Consider the following 16962-nt stretch of genomic DNA (forward strand, 5'->3'; position numbering starts at 1 on the left):
GCGGCCCAAACAGAAGGAATGAACCATTATGAAGATCGCGAAAAAATTTGCCTGTTATATCGGCAGTTTGCTGGTGCTGCTGGCGATCATTCTCTGGTGGTACATCCAGCATCAGATCGTTCCGTTCTGGCGTTTTCTGACGGCGCAGTCGGAGAAGGCCCCGGTCGATACCTTCTGGCTGTTCGTCCACCAGGAAGAGCTGTTCAACGGCATCGTCTTCGGCCTGCTGTCGGTAATCACGATCGCCTACATCGTCGGGGTGTTCTTCTATTTTCAGCGGCATATCATCCGGCCGTTGGTCAAAATGGTGGCGTTTTCCGACCGGCTCGGCCAGGGAGAGTTTCCGGCCAAGCTGGAAGTGGAGAGCGACAGCGACGAAATCAGCGACCTGGAGCGTTCGCTCAATTTCCAGCGCGACCGGCTGCACAATTCGATCAATAAACTCAAAGTCAGCCATGAACGGGAACGGCTGGCCCGCGAGAAAGCGGAAAGCTCCAACACGATGAAGTCGAATTTCATCGCCCGGCTGGCGCCGGAACTGCGCAGTCCGCTCAATTCCATCATCGGGTTCAATGAAATCATCCGCAACGACATCTCCAAAGGCTGTTACGACCGGCGGCTGGCGATGCTGGTCGATGCGCTCGGACACAGTGCGGAAATGCTCGACCGCCAGATCTCCCGGCTGCTGGACATCAGTTTGTTGAGCAGCGGCAGCGACGAAGTGAACATTACCGAATTCGGCACCGCCGAATTCATGAATGAGCTGTTGGAATACAACGCCTTCTGCATCAACAACGACGATCTGGAATTGATCAATCATTTCACCGCCGATATGCCGGCGGTGCTGGCCACCGACCGTTCGATTCTCGCCATCGTGCTGGGAGTGCTGATCCGGACGCTGGCCCAGGTGGCCGGTCCCGGCGAAGTGATCTCCTGCAGTTGTATCCGCGACGGCGACGAAATCATCTTTTCCGTCCGCGACAACCGGCGCAGCAACAGCCGGGAGCAACTGGCGATGCTCTACAATCTCGGCGCCAATCTGGCGGCGCTGCCGGGGCATCTGCCGCCGGACACCATCAGTTTCAGTCTGTTGTTCGTCGCCCGCAAGGCGGCGTTGATCGGCGGCAAGATGGCGGCGGAGAGCAACGAGGCCTCCCAATCGGAATTCAAGCTGACTTTTCCGGTCTGGGAAATACTGCCCGACCGTGGCGACGACAGCGAAGGAACGCCGCGCATCGCCAGCAATTTACGTCACTCCAATTCGCTGCAGGACCGGCTCGACCAGGCGGACGCGGAGGAAATCCGGCCGGCGCTGAAGATACTGCTGGCGGAGAATGACCGGGACAACGCGCTGGTGATCAAAACATTGCTGGAGGACGACGGCCATCAGCTCGACGTGATCAACGACGGGATGGATCTGGAGTCGACGCTGCTGGAAACGGATTACGATCTGGTGATAATCTCGCTGACGCTGCCGCAGATCAACGTCGTCGGCGCAATCAAACGAATCTGCCGCGAGCCGGAATTCAAACGGATACCGGTGGTGGTCATCGCCGGCTTCCTGACCGAACCGGAACGGGAACAGATGCTGGAGTTCGGCGTCAAGCGCTGCCTGGTCAAACCGTTGAATTTCGCCCGCCTGCGTAAAATGGTTTTCCGGGTGGCGGAGCGCCCGGCCGGTCTTTCACAGTAACCTTGCGTTCGCCGGGAAACGGCCCGGCCGGAAAAATGATTTAAAAACTGTTTCTTTTCTTTTCCTTTTTGATGAAAAGAGGCTATATTCCTGATTCGGACGGCTGTTGCCGGCAAAAGCGGCAGCACAGAGTGGGATGGGAAACGGGATGGAAACGGTCAACAAAATCTTATGGCGGATTCTTTTAATTTAAAACGGATTGATGTGGTCGGCTGGCAATTTATTCTGCTGACCATGCTCGGCAACCTGGCAATCACCAATTTTCTCTACGCCTGGCATCCGGCCATGACGCCGGCGGGCGTCAGCGTAGGCGTATTATTTTTCGTGCTGGCGCTGTGGCTGGGCATCCAACTGCCGGTACGGCAACTGGAACGGGAAAACCGGCATGTTTATCTGTACATCGGCCTGGGTTTTGAGTTGTTCGGCATCGGCCTGACCTGGTGCGGCCTGCTGGCCGCCGAGGAATGGCGTATGTTCGGCTGGATCGGCGCGGAAGTGTTTTACGCGTTGAGCCTGGCCGCCCTTTTGAGCGGCTTTTACCGCGGCTGGCCGCTCGGCTACCGTTACCGGTATATCTTCCGCCAATTGACCTGGCTGCTGCTCGGCGGCTGTATGATTTTCACACTGTTCAGCCTGGCCGCCCTTTATCTCGGCCAGAATGGTTTCACCGGCGGCAAAATACGCTACGGCATCATCGGGGCCCAATTGCTGCTGCTGGCGGCGGAATGGCTGATGAGCCGTCTGCTGTCCTCCCGGACCCAGGCGACGGAAATGGAAAGAGATGCCGCCCGGCCCTGGATATTGGAACAGCTGGTGCTGATCCTGCTGGCGGCCGGCACGCCGTTTTTCGCGCTGTTGTTCTGGCACGACTGGCAATGGCTGCAGCCGGGAGCGATCTTCTTCCTGCTGGGCACCTGGGCCGGGGCGCTGTGGATAAAAATCAGCGCCGGCCCGGTGCTGAATGTCGGCCGCTGGCCGCTGGCGGTGCTCGGAACGGTCGGCATACTGCTGCTGATGCTGATCTGGCCGGAAACCTTTGCCGGCGCCGCCTGGCTCGGCGGGTTGAGCATGCTGCTCGGCATTTTTTACGCGCTGGGACTGCTGGCATTGGCGCCGGACGGCCTGAAGCGGGTGCCGTGGCCGCAGCGGGTGACCCGCAGCGCCCGGTTGATCGGCTGCACGACGCTCGGCTGCCTCGGCGGCTTGTGGGGCAGACGGCTGGAATTGGCGCCGGAGCTGCTGCCGGCGGGATTTGCCGTCTGGGCCATTTTTCTGCTGACGCTGTTGTGGCACCGGCCGGATATTTTTCTGCGTTCGGTCATCCTGCTATTGAGCAATACTCTTTACCGGATCAGGCTGCTGGGGATCGACCGGCTGCCGGAACACGGCCCTGCTCTGTTGATCGCCAACCACGTCTCCGTCGTCGATGCACTGCTGGTGATGTGCTGTACGCCGCGACGGGTTTATTTCCTCGTCCACCACTCCTTCTACAATTTGCCGGGGCTGCACTGGTTTCTGGTGCGCTGCGGCGCGCTGGAGGTGCCGTCCGCCCGTCATCCGAAAAAGATGTGCCGCCTGTTTCAAAGGGTGCAGCAGTTGCTGACCGCCGGCGAACTGGTCTGCCTGTTTCCGGAAGGCGGCATCACCCGGAACGGCATCATGCAGAATTTCCGGAAAGGCACCCGGGAAATGCTGCCGGACGAGCGCATTCCGGTCATTCCGCTGCGGTTGGGAATGCAATGGGGCAGCATGTTCGCTTTTTTCAACGGCAAGCTGCGTTTCATCCGCCCGCACGAGCTGCCGATTCCCGCTTCGATCACGGTCGGCGAACCGCTCGACCCGAACTTGTCGGCGTACGAGATCCGGCAACGCATTTCGGAGCTTGGCGCGGATACCGAGACATTGCCGCGCCAAAATGAAATGCCGATCCATACCCATTTCGCCCGGCAGGCCAAACGGCGCCCCTGGCATGCTTCCTTCAAGGATTACGGAGCGCCGGCAATCGGCAATTTTTCGTTGCTGGTGCGGGCCCTGCTGTTGAGCCGGGAAATTCGCCGCCTGGCCGGAGACAGCGACTATGTCGGCGTCATGCTGCCGAACTGCACGGCGGCGGCGACGACGCTGCTGGCGGTCATGTATGCCGACAAAACCCCGGCGGTACTGAATTTCACGGCCGGTGCGGCGGCCCGCCGGGAAGCGCTGGCGCGCGGCAACATCCGACTGGTGCTGACCAGCCGAAAGTTCCTGGCGAAACTGGCCCTGAAACCGGAACCGGAAATGGTCTGCCTGGAGGAAATCGCTTCCGGCATCGGCCGCCGGGCCAAATGCGCGGTCATCCTGGCGGCGGCTCTGCTGCCGACCCAATGTCTGATGAAAAAATTCGCGCCGAAATCGGCGGCGCGGCTGTTCAAACCGGCGGTACTGCTTTTTTCCAGCGGTTCGACCGGCGTCCCCAAAGGCGTCATGCTGTCGCATCACAACATCAACTGCGACTTTTTCTCCTTCTGGCGGGTGATCGGCTGGCGGAACAGCGACAAACTGATCGGCAATCTGCCGTTGTTTCACTCGTTCGGGCTGACGGTTTGCTTCTGGGTGTCGGCGATGTCCGGCTGTCAAGTGGTGTACCTGCCCAATCCGCTCGACGGCGTCACGGTCGGCAAATTGCTGGAGGAAGAAAAAATTACTCTGATGATGGCAACTCCGACTTTTCTGCAGACTTACATGCGGCGCTGTTCGCGGGAGCAGTTCCGTTCGCTGCGGCTGGTCATCACCGGCGGTGAAAAACTCCGGCTTGATATCGCCGACAAATTCAAAGCCGCCACCGGTCTGAGCATCGTCGAAGGGTACGGCTGCACGGAATTGTCGCCGATTGTCTCGATCAACCTGGCCAGTTCGATTTTCACGCTGGGCAAATGCGCCGGCAAATACGGCAGCATCGGGGTGCCGCTGCCCGGCATTGCGGTAAAAATCGTCGATCCGGACAGCGGGGAACCGGTGCCGGAAAATCATTCCGGGCTGCTGCTGGTCAAGGGCGGCAACGTGATGATCGGTTATCTGAACGATCCGGAAGCGACCGCGCAGGTCATTCACAACGGCTGGTACAACACCGGCGATATCGCCCGGATGGACTTCGACGGCTACCTGACGATCACCGGCCGGCTCTCCCGGTTCAGCAAAATTTCCGGCGAAATGGTGCCGCACGAGCTGCTGGAAATCCAGATCAACGAATTGCTGGAAACGGAGGAACGCTGCATCGCGGTCTGCGGCATTCCGGATTCCAGACGCGGCGAACGGCTGTTGCTGTTTCATTCGCTGCCGTCGCTCGACGTCGATCACATCACCGCCCTGCTGCGTGAACACGGGGTGCCCAATTTGTGGATTCCGAAAAAGGACGATTTCATTCCGATCGATCATATTCCATTGCTCGGCAACGGCAAACTCGATCTGCAGCAGATCAAGGTGCTGGCCGCCCAAGTGCCGGTGCAGTAAAAATATCGCCGCCCCGGGCAGGTCCGGAGAAAGCGGCTTCGCCGGCGGCCGGGCAATTTGGCAAAAGCGGCCGATGAGACTATATTAATTGATTCCGATGATAAAATTGAAGGAAAGAAACGATGAAAAAACGTTTGCGGAAAAAATTGCAAGTCGGGGAATTTTTTGTGCCGGCTTTTACCCTGGAAGCGACGCTGAAGGAGCTGGATGACGCGGAAATGGATCAGTTGTACGATCGTTTCATCGAACTGCTGCAGGCGCAGGAGCTGAGATGTTACGGCGGCTGGTGTGATGAACATCTTTATATGACGATCTCCACCGGGCCGGTCGGCCATGACAATGAAGAACGGCGGCTGCGTTTCCTGGAATCGCTCGGCTCGCTCCAAGAAATTGTCAGTTTCAATGCCAGTGAACTGGGATAAGACCGAAAAGCTGCGGGCGCCGGCCGGCAATTGGCAACAGCGCTGCCGCCGGCAACTGGAACGCTGGCTGTTCGCTTCCTTCAATGAAATTCTGATCCGGCAGACGACGTTGGAATTGAATCATTTCGGCAATGGCAAGCTGGATGGTTTGCGCGTCGTGGCGCTCAGTGACCTGCATGCCCGGGATTGGCATGTCGGCGAAGGTTTTCTGGCGTCATTGATCGAAGCGGTCAACCGGCGGCAACCGGACCTGATCTTTCTGCTGGGCGACTACGTCGACCGTCATGGCGACGAAGCAATTTCCCCGGAGGAAATTGCCGCCTGGCTGGGCAAATTCAAAGCCCGCTACGGAATCTTGGCCGTGCTGGGCAACCATGATATTCATTGTGGCAAACTCCGGCTGATGCAGGCATTGAGCGCGAACGGCATCGACGTATTGAGCGATTCCAGCCGGACCTTATCGATTGGAGACCATAAATTGCAGATTGCCGGAGCCGCCGAATTGTGGACCGAAGCGACAGTGCCGGGTCATATGCTTCACCGCTTGAATCCGGCGGTGCCGACCATCGTTTTGACCCATGCGCCGGACTTGTTCAAAAGCCTGCCGCCGTGGATTGCATTGACTCTGGCCGGCCATACCCATGCCGGGCAGGTGCGCTTGCCGTGGTTGAAACGTTTTGTCATTCCTTCTCAAATTCCGGAACGTTACGATTACGGGATTTTCCGGGATCGGGAAAAAACACTGGTGGTAAGCGCCGGAATCGGAACCAGTCGTTTGCCGTTGCGAATCAATTGCCCGCCGGAAATTCTGGAATTGACTTTAAAAAATAAAAAAAGCTAACGCAACGGGTCGCACCCGGACGCGGTCCAGCGGGCGGATTCCGCTGGGCGCACAGATCCAATGTGCGAAGCTAATTCCGAGAAGCGCCGGTATCTCCGGCGCTTACCTCAAGCCCACCGGGCGAACGACGACCGTCAACGGCGGTACTCAAGATTTCAGCGGCTGGCTGAAATCGCGAAGCGTGTGGGCGGGAATGTCGTTGAACCTAATAAAAAAAGCTAACGCAACGGGTCGCACCCGGACGCGGTCCAGCGGGCGGATTCCGCTGGGCGCACAGATCCAATGTGCGAAGCTAATTCCAAGAAGCGCCGGTATCTCCGGCGCTTACCTCAAGCCCACCGGGCGAACGACGACCGTCAACGGCGGTATTCAAGATTTCAGCGGCTGGCTGAAATCGCGAAGCGTGTGGGCGGGAATGTCGTTGCTCCAAATAAAAAAATAATCGCACTTAGTACGATTATTTTTTTATTTCTACAATCAGTCTTCGATACTTACGCGGTCCCATTCCGCCGCCATCCGCTTCGAACAGTCAGTCGTAATCGAATCGGCACCGCGCTCCACCAGAATTTTGGCGGTCTTGGTATCGTTGATCGTCCAGAAGTGCATTTCGAAACCGGCATCTTTTACTTTGGCAATATAGTCGGCATCGACACAGAGATTTTCCGCATAGCAGTCGGCTCCCGTAACATCGAGCTCCTTCAACATCGAAATCAATTTTTCAGCCGACGGCTCCGGCTTGCCATCCTTGTCATAGATGCCCAGCAAGAACAACGTGCGGTTGTCCGGCAACACCTGACGGACGCGTTTCAGCTCGTCGCCGCTGAAAGAGATGAAAGTAATCTGATCCAAACGGGTGCCGGAGCCCTCGAATGCCCGGGTAAACGCCTCGGCGAAACCATCGCCGACACTCTTGATCTCGACAAAAATATGACCGTCCGGCGGCAGGGTCGCCAATACTTCCCGCAAACTCGGAATGCGGCACTGATACCACTCCGGACCTTTCCAACTCCCGGCATCCAGTTCGCGCAGCTCGGCAAACGTCCAATCACTGATTTTGCCCGGCACGCCGGTCGTACGCTTGGTATCGCCGTCATGATCGCAAACCATCACGCCGTCTTTGGTCAAATAAACGTCGGTTTCCACCCCCCAGGCCGCATTGTTGCGCCAGGCCAGTTCATAAGCTTCCACCGTGTTCTCCGGTGCCGTGATCGATTCACCGCGGTGAGCGACAAATTTGACCGGGCGTTCGCTGCGCGGCACATAACCGCATTTGCAGTTGCCGGACGCACAGCCGGCCGCCGCCAACAACATGGCCGCACCGACGAAGGAGAACAGTGTTGCTTTCTTCATGAGATTTTCCCTTGTTTAAACGTTTCAACACTTCCGGACAGCGCTGAAAACCTTTTCACGCTGTCCAACAGAAATAATCTATTATGATACCGACGGCGTCAATTTTCAAGTCACGGAACGCCGAAATCCGCCAATATTTACTCCTCCCGGAGTCCGTTGCGGTAAATCGACTGCACCAACCCGAGCGAAGCCATCCCGGCCATCGTAAAGGAACCGCCATAGCTGATGAACGGCAGCGGAATGCCGGTCACCGGCGTCAGACCGATGCTCATCCCCATATTGATGAAGCCGTGCGTGATGAAAACCATCGCAACCCCAACCCCAATATAGCGGCCAAAAGGATCCGGCGTCAGATAAGCAGTCCGCAGGATGCTGTAAATCAACAATAACTGGGCCGCAATCAGCGCCATGACACCGGCAAAGCCGATCTCTTCGGCCACCACCGAAAAAATAAAATCGTTGTTGGATACCGTACGCGGCAGGAAGCCGAGCACATTCTGCGTCCCCCGCCCGACGCCTTTGCCCCACAGCCCGCCGGAACCGACCGCCAGCCGGGATTGATGCTGGTTATAGCCGTAATTGGTGGGGTCCCGCTCCGGGTCGAGAAAAATCAGAATCCGCTCGCGCTGATATTTCTTCAACTCCGGCAGAATCGGCTTGATGCTCAACATCTCATTGGCAACCACGCCGCCGACCAGCACCACCAGCGTGACGACGATCGCGATGATGGTGCGCCAACGCAATTCGGAAACAAACACCATGCCGGCAGCCACCGGCACCAATACCGCCGCAGTTCCGATATCCTCCTTGGCGATCAATAGAAAAGGCACGGCGAAAACCACCCCGAACAACAGAAAATGCGTGAATTTATTGATATGAAAAAGATGATTGCTCAGCAATGCCGCCAGTGCGACAATCACCACCGGCTTGGCAAATTCCGACGGCTGCAGCCGCAAACCGAGCGGCTTGATTTCAAACCAGTTGACCGCGCCGTTGACCTCGACGCCAAACAGCAGCACCACCATCAGCGCCCCCAGCGCCAGCAGATAGCCCAGCCAGGAAATCGGCAGCCACTGCCGGTAATTGATCCCGGCAGCCATTACCCAGAGACTGGTCCCCATGACGATCCAGCGGATCTGGCGCTGAAAAAAAGAGTTGCCGGATTGCTGGTCGGTCGACCAGATGAACGTCAATCCCACGCCGAGCAGGAACAGCATGGCCGCAATCTGCAGCCAATCATAGCCGGCCAGATATCCCCGGACCGCCGGCCACAGTGCGCCCTCCTGAGGCGCCTCGGCTTGTATCGTGCGAATTTTCATGCCAACCCATAAATCAAAAAAGGCCCGGCGCAGACAATTTTGCGCTCCGGGCCCTGCTCATTCTGACCACCCCACCGGTTCGCCGGCTCAACGCCAGAACGTCTGTTCCCGTTTCGGACCGACCGAGATGATCGCCACTTCCGCCTCGACCAGTTCGGCCATCCGGTCCAAATACTTCCGGGCATTTTCCGGCAAATCGTCCCAACTGCGCGCCTCGGTGGTGCTCTCCTTCCAGCCCGGCATCGATTCATAACGCGGTTTCACCCGGGCCAGCATATCGGCCGCCACCGGCATATCGGCAGTGACCGTCCCATCGATCTCGTAGGAGGTACAGATTTTCAACTCCTCCAGACCGTCGAGGACATCCAGTTTGGTGATCGCCAGCTTATCAACCCCGTTGATCATGCAGGAGTAACTCGACGCCACCGCATCGAACCAGCCGCAACGCCGCGGCCGGCCGGTCGTCGCCCCGAATTCACCGCCGGCATTGCGCAGCTCGTCGCCGGTCGCGTCCAGCAATTCGGTCGGAAACGGCCCTTCCCCGACCCGGGTGGTGTAGGCTTTCATAACCCCCCAGACGGTGCCGACGTGCTTCGGCGCGATCCCGGCCCCGGTACAGGCTCCGCCGGTGGTCGTATTGCTGCTGGTGACGAACGGATAGGTGCCGTGGTCGATATCCAGCAGCGCCCCCTGGGCGCCTTCGCAGAGAATTTTCTTCCCGGCCTTGATCGACCGGTTGACGCTGACGACCGTATCCCTGACAAACGGCGCCAGATAGATCGCCGCCTCCCTGACCTTCGCCCATTCGGCGTCAATATCCAGCGTCGTCGCTCCGGCTTCCCGGAACAACCGATTGTATTTCTCGGCCTGGCCGCGGAACAGCGTTTCCAGATTGGCCAGATTCTGCAACTGGGCGCCCCGGATGCCGGTCCGTCCCGCCTTGTCGGCGTAAGCCGGCCCGATGCCGCGTTTTGTCGTGCCGATCTTATGGTTTTCGCCCAAAGCCGCTTCCTCCAACGCGTCGGCCGCCTGGTGGTAAGCGAAAATCAAATGCGCCTTGTTGCTCAACTCGATGGTCGAAATATCCAGCCCGCGCGCCGCCAGCGCCTGCATTTCCTGCATCAAACCGACCGGATCGACGACCAGGCCGTTGCCGATAATGCAGGAAACGCCGGGACGGAAGATTCCGGACGGCACCAGATGCAGCACATATTTCTCCGTACCGATCTCGACCGTATGCCCGGCATTGTTGCCACCTTGAAAACGCACGACCATATCGACGTCCCGCGTCAGCACATCGATCAGTTTTCCTTTTCCCTCATCTCCCCACTGGGTGCCCACCAGAATATCTACAGGCATTGCTAATTTCCTTAATCTCAACTGGTTTTATTCCAAAAACGAACATCTGAAACAAAGTGTTAAGATAGCATTTCAAACCACAAAAAGCAAACTGCCGGAAGAATAAATCTCTGATCTCCCCCACCAGCGGCGGCCGGATCATTTTTCCAGCCGGAGGATTGCGGGCACGCCGGTGACGGTGAGATGCGGAATGGTGATCAGGCCGTCGGCATCGGCGGCAGCCGAACCGGACCGGGAGCCGAACGTCCAGCGCACCGTCTCGGCCGGAACAACGCGGAACTGCTGAAGCCGCCACGGCGAAAATTCCCGCCAGAAACAAGACGGCAAGAGAGAGAATTCATTTCACGGTTGATACCTTTCTTGAAAGAATCATATTCCCGGCGGCAGTTTCGCGCGCGGGAAAAATCGCAGACGCCCGCATTGCGGGCGATCGATGTAAAAATTGTCGGCGGCGTCTTATGATTTCTTCATGACGCTGTCGCGGACGATGATCTTGCCGCGCCGTACCACCATCAACCCGTCCTCCTCGTCGCCGGAAATGGCGCCGAGCAGCAACTTGTACGCTTCCATGCCGACTTCCCGGCCGGAAAATTGGAAGGTGGTCAGCGGCACCGGCGCGCTCGCCGCATCGGCGATGTTGTCGCAACCGAACAAGTTGACGTCTTCCGGAATCCGGATGTTGCGCTCCTCCAACGCCTGCATGACGCCGAGCGCCTGCAAGTCGGTCAGACAGAAAATCGTGTCGCAATCCAGTTTGCCGCCGCGCCGGTCGAGATACCCGTTCATCCGGCAGTAAGCGCTTTCACGGTCGGACTGCGGATTTTCCAGCAGCTCCACGTCGAAGCAATCCCGGAAAACCTGCAAGGCCCGCAGCCGCGGATTCTCCCAATTCAGATTCAAGCCGATGATCAGCAACTTCTTCACACCGTTGTGCTGCAGATAACGGTATCCCATCAGAAATTCAAGTTCGAGATTCTCCACCACCCAGTATTTGTCGGCAAAACGCAGATCGTATTCGGAAATGACCACATACGGCCTGGCGTTGCCGGCCAACGGGGCGACAAGCGCGTCGAACGTCTCCTGGACTTCCAATTCGTAGTAGCGGAAAATGATCGCGCCGTCGAACCCGGACAAATCGAAATCCTCCGACAGGTCGTAGACCATCACGTTGCCGCCGAACATATGGGAGGCCTGATAAATCCCGTTGATGCGCCGCAAATTGAGCTGCCAGTGGCGGGCATCGCCCTCCAGCGTCATTTTGGCGACATCCGGCATGACCACCGCCACCTTGAGATCGGTGTTTTCCGGTTTGTGCTGCGGATGCTCCAGCGGCACGCTGCCGACGACGAAAGTTCCCAGCCCGGCGCGCTTCTTCAACAGGCCGTCGCGGCTCAGCATTTCGATGGCTTTGCGCAGTGTCGTGATCGAAACGCCGTATTGGACGATCAGTTCCTGTTCGACCGGAATTTTGGAATGAAGCGGATAAATGTCCTGGGCAATCTTTTCCTTCAAGTCAAGATATACTTGCATGTAGCGCAAAGATTTGTCACGCAATTCCATAAATCCGCTTCCTTTCGAGCGTTCCAGGGTTAAATTCGCCAGATTTTCTCGATAAGATAGCATGATTTTCGGCTCAATACCAGTTTTGATAGCTTTCAATTTACGATTCAACAGTATGAAACAATTCGTCCGCCATTGACTCGTCTACCCTATTTCAGGCGGAAACTCTCTCGGCAAATTTTGCCTATTTTGAAACTTTTAACGCTGGATGGCACGAAACTCCATCGGCTGCAAAATTATGGTTTCAGTGCGTCCCCGATCGTCGAAGATGAACGTACGCTCTCTCATGCAATCAGTGTTCAACAGATAAATCGCTTCCGGCCACACCGCATAGGCAATATATTGCGGCGCATTGTCACCTCGTTCGGCTTCGCGTACCCGAATATCTCCGGCCTGCCGATCGGCCAGCGCGACAAGAATTTGTTTATAACTGGAAGCAAGAGATTCTTTTCCGGCATATTCCCAGGTCAACAGCACATAGATTTCTCCATCGCCAATCTTTTCCCGTACCAAGAAAGGACGCTCCCCGGCGGCAATGACTGTTTCAACGCCTTCGCCGGCGACAACTTCGGCAATCGGCTCCTGCGCCAACGTTGCGTCAATTGCCATCTCATCGCTTTTGAGCAAACCGCTGCCGATCTCCCGACCGACCACCTTGAGGTCGCACAACGCCGCAAGATCACCGCCGCCGACCAGATCTTCCACCGTATAGTTTTTGTATTCCCGATCCAGACGGGTGGAGAAATGCGGCATGCTGATAAACAAAGTTCCGCCATTTTCCACATAGCTTCGGAGTATTTTCATGATTTTCGGCGTCATTGAATTCCAGCCGCCATAAAAGAGAAACGAATAACGATCAATGTCGCCAGGCCGGGTTTCGTCATCAATATTGACAACATCGCACTGCCCATATGGCGAACCGCCGATCCAACTGTTGCGATATTCGCCGAGCGCATCCGACGGCACCGGGAAAATCGTCTGCTGTACGGCGACATCGGTACGTTCGGGGTCGCCGTAAAGCCAGTTGGGATTCTGTTTCGCCTGTGCGTGCTGGCTGAACGCGGCAAACCAATCGATATAAAGACCGACGAAAGAGCCGCAATTGCCGAGCACGGAAGCCATTCGGGTTTCCGGCGTGCCGCCGGAGCGCGGATTGCTTTTGACGAAATCGTAGAAATCGGTCATTTCTTTTTTATAATTTTTAACCGGCTCATCATCGCTGTTGTAGTCACGATGCGGATATGCCGCCTTCGGGTCCAACGGTTGTGTGTATTCCCCGGCCTGCGTGGACTGTGAACCGGATTCCAGAATGATGATCCGGCTGCCCATGAGATACTGCAGGTAAAGCCCGACTCTCAGCATGTGGTACTTCTGCGGCGCCAGATAAGGGACATTGCAGCTCTGCCATTCGGCGGCAAGCCAGCCGCCCCAGAACTCCGGCTGCCATTTGCGCGCCGCACCGCGCATTTCGGCCGACGACCAGGCCAGATTCTGGGCGCCGAGCGCATATAATTCGCACAGCATGAAGTCGACGCCGCCGGCCAGTTCGTAATTGGCCAGAGTGGAGCCGGAAGTGGAAAAAATATACGGATAAACGTCATGGTAACGTTCCACGCCGCGCCGGATATAATCATTGATGAAAAAATCACAGCATACCGCCAGGTCGCCGCTCTGGTTGACCCCCTGCGGCAGGCAATGCTCATCCTGATAAAGGTAGCTGGCATATTCCCCGATGTTGTTGTTGAGCCAGAAATAATTTTTGCCGGCCTCAGTGTATTCCAGATTTTTTTCCGGAGCGCAGGTCTGATAAATCGTCATCATGTGGATGCCCTTCTCCGCCGCAGCGGCGACGCTTGCGACCGGAGGATTGAACCAGGGCACGATGAGATTGGTGCCGGCCTCTTCGATGAGGAGTTCTATTTCCTTTTCCGGCTGGTGCTTATATGTGACAAAGGATGGCGGATTGGCATTTTCGCGTTTGTCTTCGCTGTAACGGTAAACGCAAAGCCCAACCAGAATTTCGTCATCCGGCAGCGGAACCGCCGTGGTCTTTTCATGCGGGGTGACCGCAACCGTCTTTTCCAACCAGCCGCCATCGGTCAGTTTCGCCCGGCAGGTAACGGAGAATGGTCGGCTGCCGTTCAAACGGCGGCGGGCAGTCGGGGACTCGGAAACCAGCGTCCGGCCGGGAAATTCATAATGATAAGTCTCAACTTCATCGCCGAGGTCGTTCAGCGCGATGATGCAGTTGCGGTTCATCTTGTCGACAAAGGAATGACCGTCCAGCCGCGGGCCGGTCCAAATTTCCACCGCCGTCGGAGCGTTTTGGCTCCAATTGCGGATGCCGCCGGGAATAACCAGCCTCAGCGGATCGGCCGGATTGCGTTGGGCCGGAAGCGGAAAGTCCAGTTGGAATACACGATTTCCGCTCAGGCAGCCGTAATCGTCCCATTTCGGCGCGGTAACCGTAAGGTATTCCGCCTGTGAATCTGCCAGCCGGATGGCATTTTCGTCCCGGCCATTGACCGTCCAGGCCTGATTGACCAGAAAATACACTGAAAGGAAGCCTTTTTCATAATCCTGGTCGCGAACGGCATGATCCGGCAACCGCACTTCAATTTTCCGGTTTAAAACCAGTTCATCAGTCGAATAGAGTATAACCTCGGCCCGGGCCGTAACTGTGCAAACGAACAGACCAAACCACAAAAGGACGCTCTGCCGCCATCTGCTAAAGAATATTCTGGTTCCCATCGGATCTCTTTCCATCAAATAAATTTTCACTGTCACGGATAAAAAAGCACTGGTGAACATGGTCAAATATTTCAGCCGCCCAGGCCCCTTTTCCGAAGCCGATACCGGAAAAGCCCCAGAAAGCATTTGGCGCCTGCGGGAACTTTTCCGGGTTGGAATAAATTTGAATAATAATCGCCTATATTCCGGGAATAATTAAAACAAACCTAACCAATAACTGTCAGTTGGCATTCAGTTGCCATTCCGTTTCGGTGGTCTGAGTCGGGCGGCGAGCTTCAACGTGACCATCGCTCCAACCGAAATTATCACGCAGGCTCGGATGTCCATAAGTAACGCAGGTGGCAGTATTCTTCTCATCAGAACCCAGCGAAATCTGCCAGCCATTATAATCCACCCAGGAACTGTTCGCACTGCATTGCTGATTGTGAGCTTCCCACAGATCTTTCAGAATGACAAATTGTCCTTTCGCTCTCGACATCTTCTTCAAATCGGTACCGCTCCCGGTATATGCGGTCGTAGCATAACTGCGGGGCGGCAGCTGATAGCTGCCCGGATCTTCCCACTCATCACTGCGGGCAATCGAATCAGCCGGGCACTGGAAAATCGCCAGCCCTTTCTTGTCTTTGCAATTTGCCAGATACGTGTCCGAGCCGGGGCCGAGATAGGGCGCAATCAGATAGTCCCAAGTCAGTCCCGGATAGTTCCCGGTATTCCAGTAATCGAGAAAACGCGGCACCATATAGTCGTCCTCGTCAACCGAGTACATCTGGAAGCCCAGGCACAGTTGTTTCACATTGGAAACGCATTTGATGTTCAGGGCCGCAGCTTTTGCCTTGCTGAGCGCCGGCAGCAACATACTGGCCAGAATGGCGATGATCGCAATCACGACCAACAATTCAATCAGCGTGAAATTTTTCTTGCTCATTTTTTTTCCTTTCTTACAAGAATTTGGGGGGTGCCATATCCAAAGATATTATTGATAGTGATAAACTTGATATCTTCATAAAAGATTATAGCAAAAATCTGTAAAAAAGTCAATCCCCCCATCAAAGAAAATTAAAAAATTATTTTCCCGTTTTATCATAATTTCTGATGATAAGAAAGTCATAAAAAAACGTGCAGGCATATCTCCCCGCCGGCGCATCGCAACTTCAAGCCGCCCGGAAATATATTCAGGCGTATTCCACTTTCCATGCTGGAAAGAAATTAATCCCGGAAGCAAAGGGGGCTGGAAGGCGATTGGCGACTGCCGGCTCGGGGCGCCGCCGCATGAAAGCGGCGCGATGGAATTTTGGGGAGCCGGGCACCGAAACACCCGGCAGCCACCCGCTTTTCGGCAATTCCGCCAAACTGAAACGCCGGCAAAAAGCCCGCATTGGCCGGAAAGCTTCCGCGGCGATCATAAACTTAATTCCTTCCGGCCAAAAATCAGGGCTGATCATTTCCAGCGCCAGAAATAAGTATGGTCTCCGGCTCAATACCAATCGTCCATCCAATATTCATCCGAAGTCACCGTTACCCGGTGCGATGCGACATGGGAATCCATATAAAGATTATTGCCGGAGGAGCCATGACCGTAACTGTCGTTCAGATTGTTCTCGTTATCCTCAATGTTCCATTTCGTATAATTCAAATAGAAACCGTCGGCCGTCCCCTGCCGGTTCCAGTTATTCCAACTGTCGCGAATGCCGATCGTCTGTGACGGGGCTTTGAAACCGGAAAGTTTACGCGGCCCAAATCCCCAGATCTCATCCCACGGGAAACAATATAAACTGCAGGCGTACGAACGGAGCGGCCGGGTATCCACCCGAGCCGCGCCGTCGGCCGGGCATTGCAGAATTTTCAGACCATTCCCGGCTTCAATGGCAATGATTGCATCCACATTGTCCTGGGAACCGAGGTAGGGAAAAAATCGATAACTCCAATCGGCATACCAGGATTCTTTCGTGTTGTAACCGTGCGGCAGAGAATCGTCATAATCACCGGCATACAGTACCATGGCCAAACCGATTTGCTTCAAATTGTTACGGCAACCGGCGTCTTGTGCTTTGGCTTTGGCCTTGGCCAGCGCCGGCAGCAGCATTGAAGCAAGGATGGCGATGATCGCAATCACAACCAACAACTCGATCAGTGTAAAACGGCATCTTTTCATTTTCTTTTCTTCCTTTTTCTTACAAA

General features: G+C 56.0%; 13 protein-coding genes. 4 read left to right on the forward strand and 9 right to left on the reverse strand.

The genetic code is table 11. The annotated features are described in order from the left end of the window. Positions 1–28: 28 nt before the first annotated feature. The 4 genes from HWX74_RS04675 to HWX74_RS04690 all read left to right on the forward strand — a co-directional run bounded on the left by HWX74_RS04675 (position 29) and on the right by HWX74_RS04690 (position 6445). Positions 29–1693 carry a hybrid sensor histidine kinase/response regulator gene (locus HWX74_RS04675; protein WP_176012443.1) on the forward strand — a complete coding sequence of 555 codons (1665 nt, stop codon included), beginning with the start codon at positions 29–31 and terminating at the stop codon, positions 1691–1693. A 171-nt stretch (positions 1694–1864) separates the two neighbouring features. Then, positions 1865–5182: an AMP-binding protein gene (locus HWX74_RS04680; RefSeq protein WP_176012444.1), complete on the forward strand. Its 3318-nt coding sequence runs from the start codon at positions 1865–1867 to the stop codon at positions 5180–5182. Between the two features lie 122 nt (positions 5183–5304). Then, on the forward strand, positions 5305–5604 hold the full coding sequence (locus tag HWX74_RS04685) for a 50S ribosome-binding protein YggL (RefSeq protein WP_176012445.1): 300 nt from the start codon (positions 5305–5307) through the stop codon (positions 5602–5604). Continuing rightward, positions 5585–6445 (forward strand): metallophosphoesterase, encoded by an 861-nt coding sequence (locus HWX74_RS04690; protein WP_176012446.1) that lies wholly within the window; start codon positions 5585–5587, stop codon positions 6443–6445. Before HWX74_RS04685 ends, HWX74_RS04690 begins: the two co-directional genes overlap by 20 nt. Before the next feature lie 477 nt (positions 6446–6922). Here the strand turns inward: HWX74_RS04690 and HWX74_RS04695 are convergent, their stop codons facing one another. The 9 genes from HWX74_RS04695 to HWX74_RS04735 all read right to left on the reverse strand — a co-directional run bounded on the left by HWX74_RS04695 (position 6923) and on the right by HWX74_RS04735 (position 16936). Continuing rightward, positions 6923–7795, reverse strand: coding sequence for a glycerophosphodiester phosphodiesterase family protein (locus HWX74_RS04695; protein ID WP_176012447.1), 873 nt, complete (start codon positions 7793–7795; stop codon positions 6923–6925). A gap of 137 nt (positions 7796–7932) precedes the next feature. Beyond that, positions 7933–9114 carry an FtsW/RodA/SpoVE family cell cycle protein gene (locus HWX74_RS04700; RefSeq protein WP_176012448.1) on the reverse strand — a complete coding sequence of 394 codons (1182 nt, stop codon included), beginning with the start codon at positions 9112–9114 and terminating at the stop codon, positions 7933–7935. Between the two features lie 87 nt (positions 9115–9201). Beyond that, positions 9202–10473 (reverse strand): adenylosuccinate synthase, encoded by a 1272-nt coding sequence (locus HWX74_RS04705; protein ID WP_176012449.1) that lies wholly within the window; start codon positions 10471–10473, stop codon positions 9202–9204. A gap of 138 nt (positions 10474–10611) precedes the next feature. Then, positions 10612–10800, reverse strand: a complete 189-nt coding sequence (locus HWX74_RS04710; protein WP_176012450.1) for a hypothetical protein — start codon at positions 10798–10800, stop codon at positions 10612–10614. Positions 10801–10929: 129 nt separating this feature from the next. After that, positions 10930–12033 (reverse strand): substrate-binding domain-containing protein, encoded by a 1104-nt coding sequence (locus HWX74_RS04715; protein WP_176012451.1) that lies wholly within the window; start codon positions 12031–12033, stop codon positions 10930–10932. A gap of 198 nt (positions 12034–12231) precedes the next feature. Then, the gene (locus HWX74_RS04720; RefSeq protein ID WP_176012452.1) at positions 12232–14646 is read right to left on the reverse strand and encodes a hypothetical protein; all 2415 of its coding nucleotides are present in this window, start codon (positions 14644–14646) and stop codon (positions 12232–12234) included. A gap of 358 nt (positions 14647–15004) precedes the next feature. Continuing rightward, positions 15005–15709, reverse strand: coding sequence for a type II secretion system protein (locus tag HWX74_RS04725; RefSeq protein WP_176012453.1), 705 nt, complete (start codon positions 15707–15709; stop codon positions 15005–15007). 247 nt (positions 15710–15956) lie between these two features. Beyond that, positions 15957–16280: a hypothetical protein gene (locus HWX74_RS04730; RefSeq protein ID WP_176012454.1), complete on the reverse strand. Its 324-nt coding sequence runs from the start codon at positions 16278–16280 to the stop codon at positions 15957–15959. Beyond that, positions 16259–16936: a type II secretion system protein gene (locus HWX74_RS04735; RefSeq protein ID WP_176012455.1), complete on the reverse strand. Its 678-nt coding sequence runs from the start codon at positions 16934–16936 to the stop codon at positions 16259–16261. Before HWX74_RS04735 ends, HWX74_RS04730 begins: the two co-directional genes overlap by 22 nt. Between the last annotated feature and the right edge of the window lie 26 nt (positions 16937–16962).

The organism is Victivallis sp. Marseille-Q1083, from assembly GCF_903645315.1.
In the GTDB taxonomy this organism is placed as follows: Bacteria; Verrucomicrobiota; Lentisphaeria; order Victivallales; family Victivallaceae; genus UMGS1518.

Coding starts and splice junctions, on each gene's coding strand:
- HWX74_RS04675 (WP_176012443.1), top strand. CDS start 29: ATGAAGATCGCGAAAAAATTTGCCTGTTATATCGGCAGTTTGCTGGTG.
- HWX74_RS04680 (WP_176012444.1), top strand. CDS start 1,865: ATGGCGGATTCTTTTAATTTAAAACGGATTGATGTGGTCGGCTGGCAA.
- HWX74_RS04685 (WP_176012445.1), top strand. CDS start 5,305: ATGAAAAAACGTTTGCGGAAAAAATTGCAAGTCGGGGAATTTTTTGTG.
- HWX74_RS04690 (WP_176012446.1), top strand. CDS start 5,585: ATGCCAGTGAACTGGGATAAGACCGAAAAGCTGCGGGCGCCGGCCGGC.
- HWX74_RS04695 (WP_176012447.1), bottom strand. CDS start 7,795: ATGAAGAAAGCAACACTGTTCTCCTTCGTCGGTGCGGCCATGTTGTTG.
- HWX74_RS04700 (WP_176012448.1), bottom strand. CDS start 9,114: ATGAAAATTCGCACGATACAAGCCGAGGCGCCTCAGGAGGGCGCACTG.
- HWX74_RS04705 (WP_176012449.1), bottom strand. CDS start 10,473: ATGCCTGTAGATATTCTGGTGGGCACCCAGTGGGGAGATGAGGGAAAA.
- HWX74_RS04715 (WP_176012451.1), bottom strand. CDS start 12,033: ATGGAATTGCGTGACAAATCTTTGCGCTACATGCAAGTATATCTTGAC.
- HWX74_RS04725 (WP_176012453.1), bottom strand. CDS start 15,709: ATGAGCAAGAAAAATTTCACGCTGATTGAATTGTTGGTCGTGATTGCG.
- HWX74_RS04735 (WP_176012455.1), bottom strand. CDS start 16,936: ATGAAAAGATGCCGTTTTACACTGATCGAGTTGTTGGTTGTGATTGCG.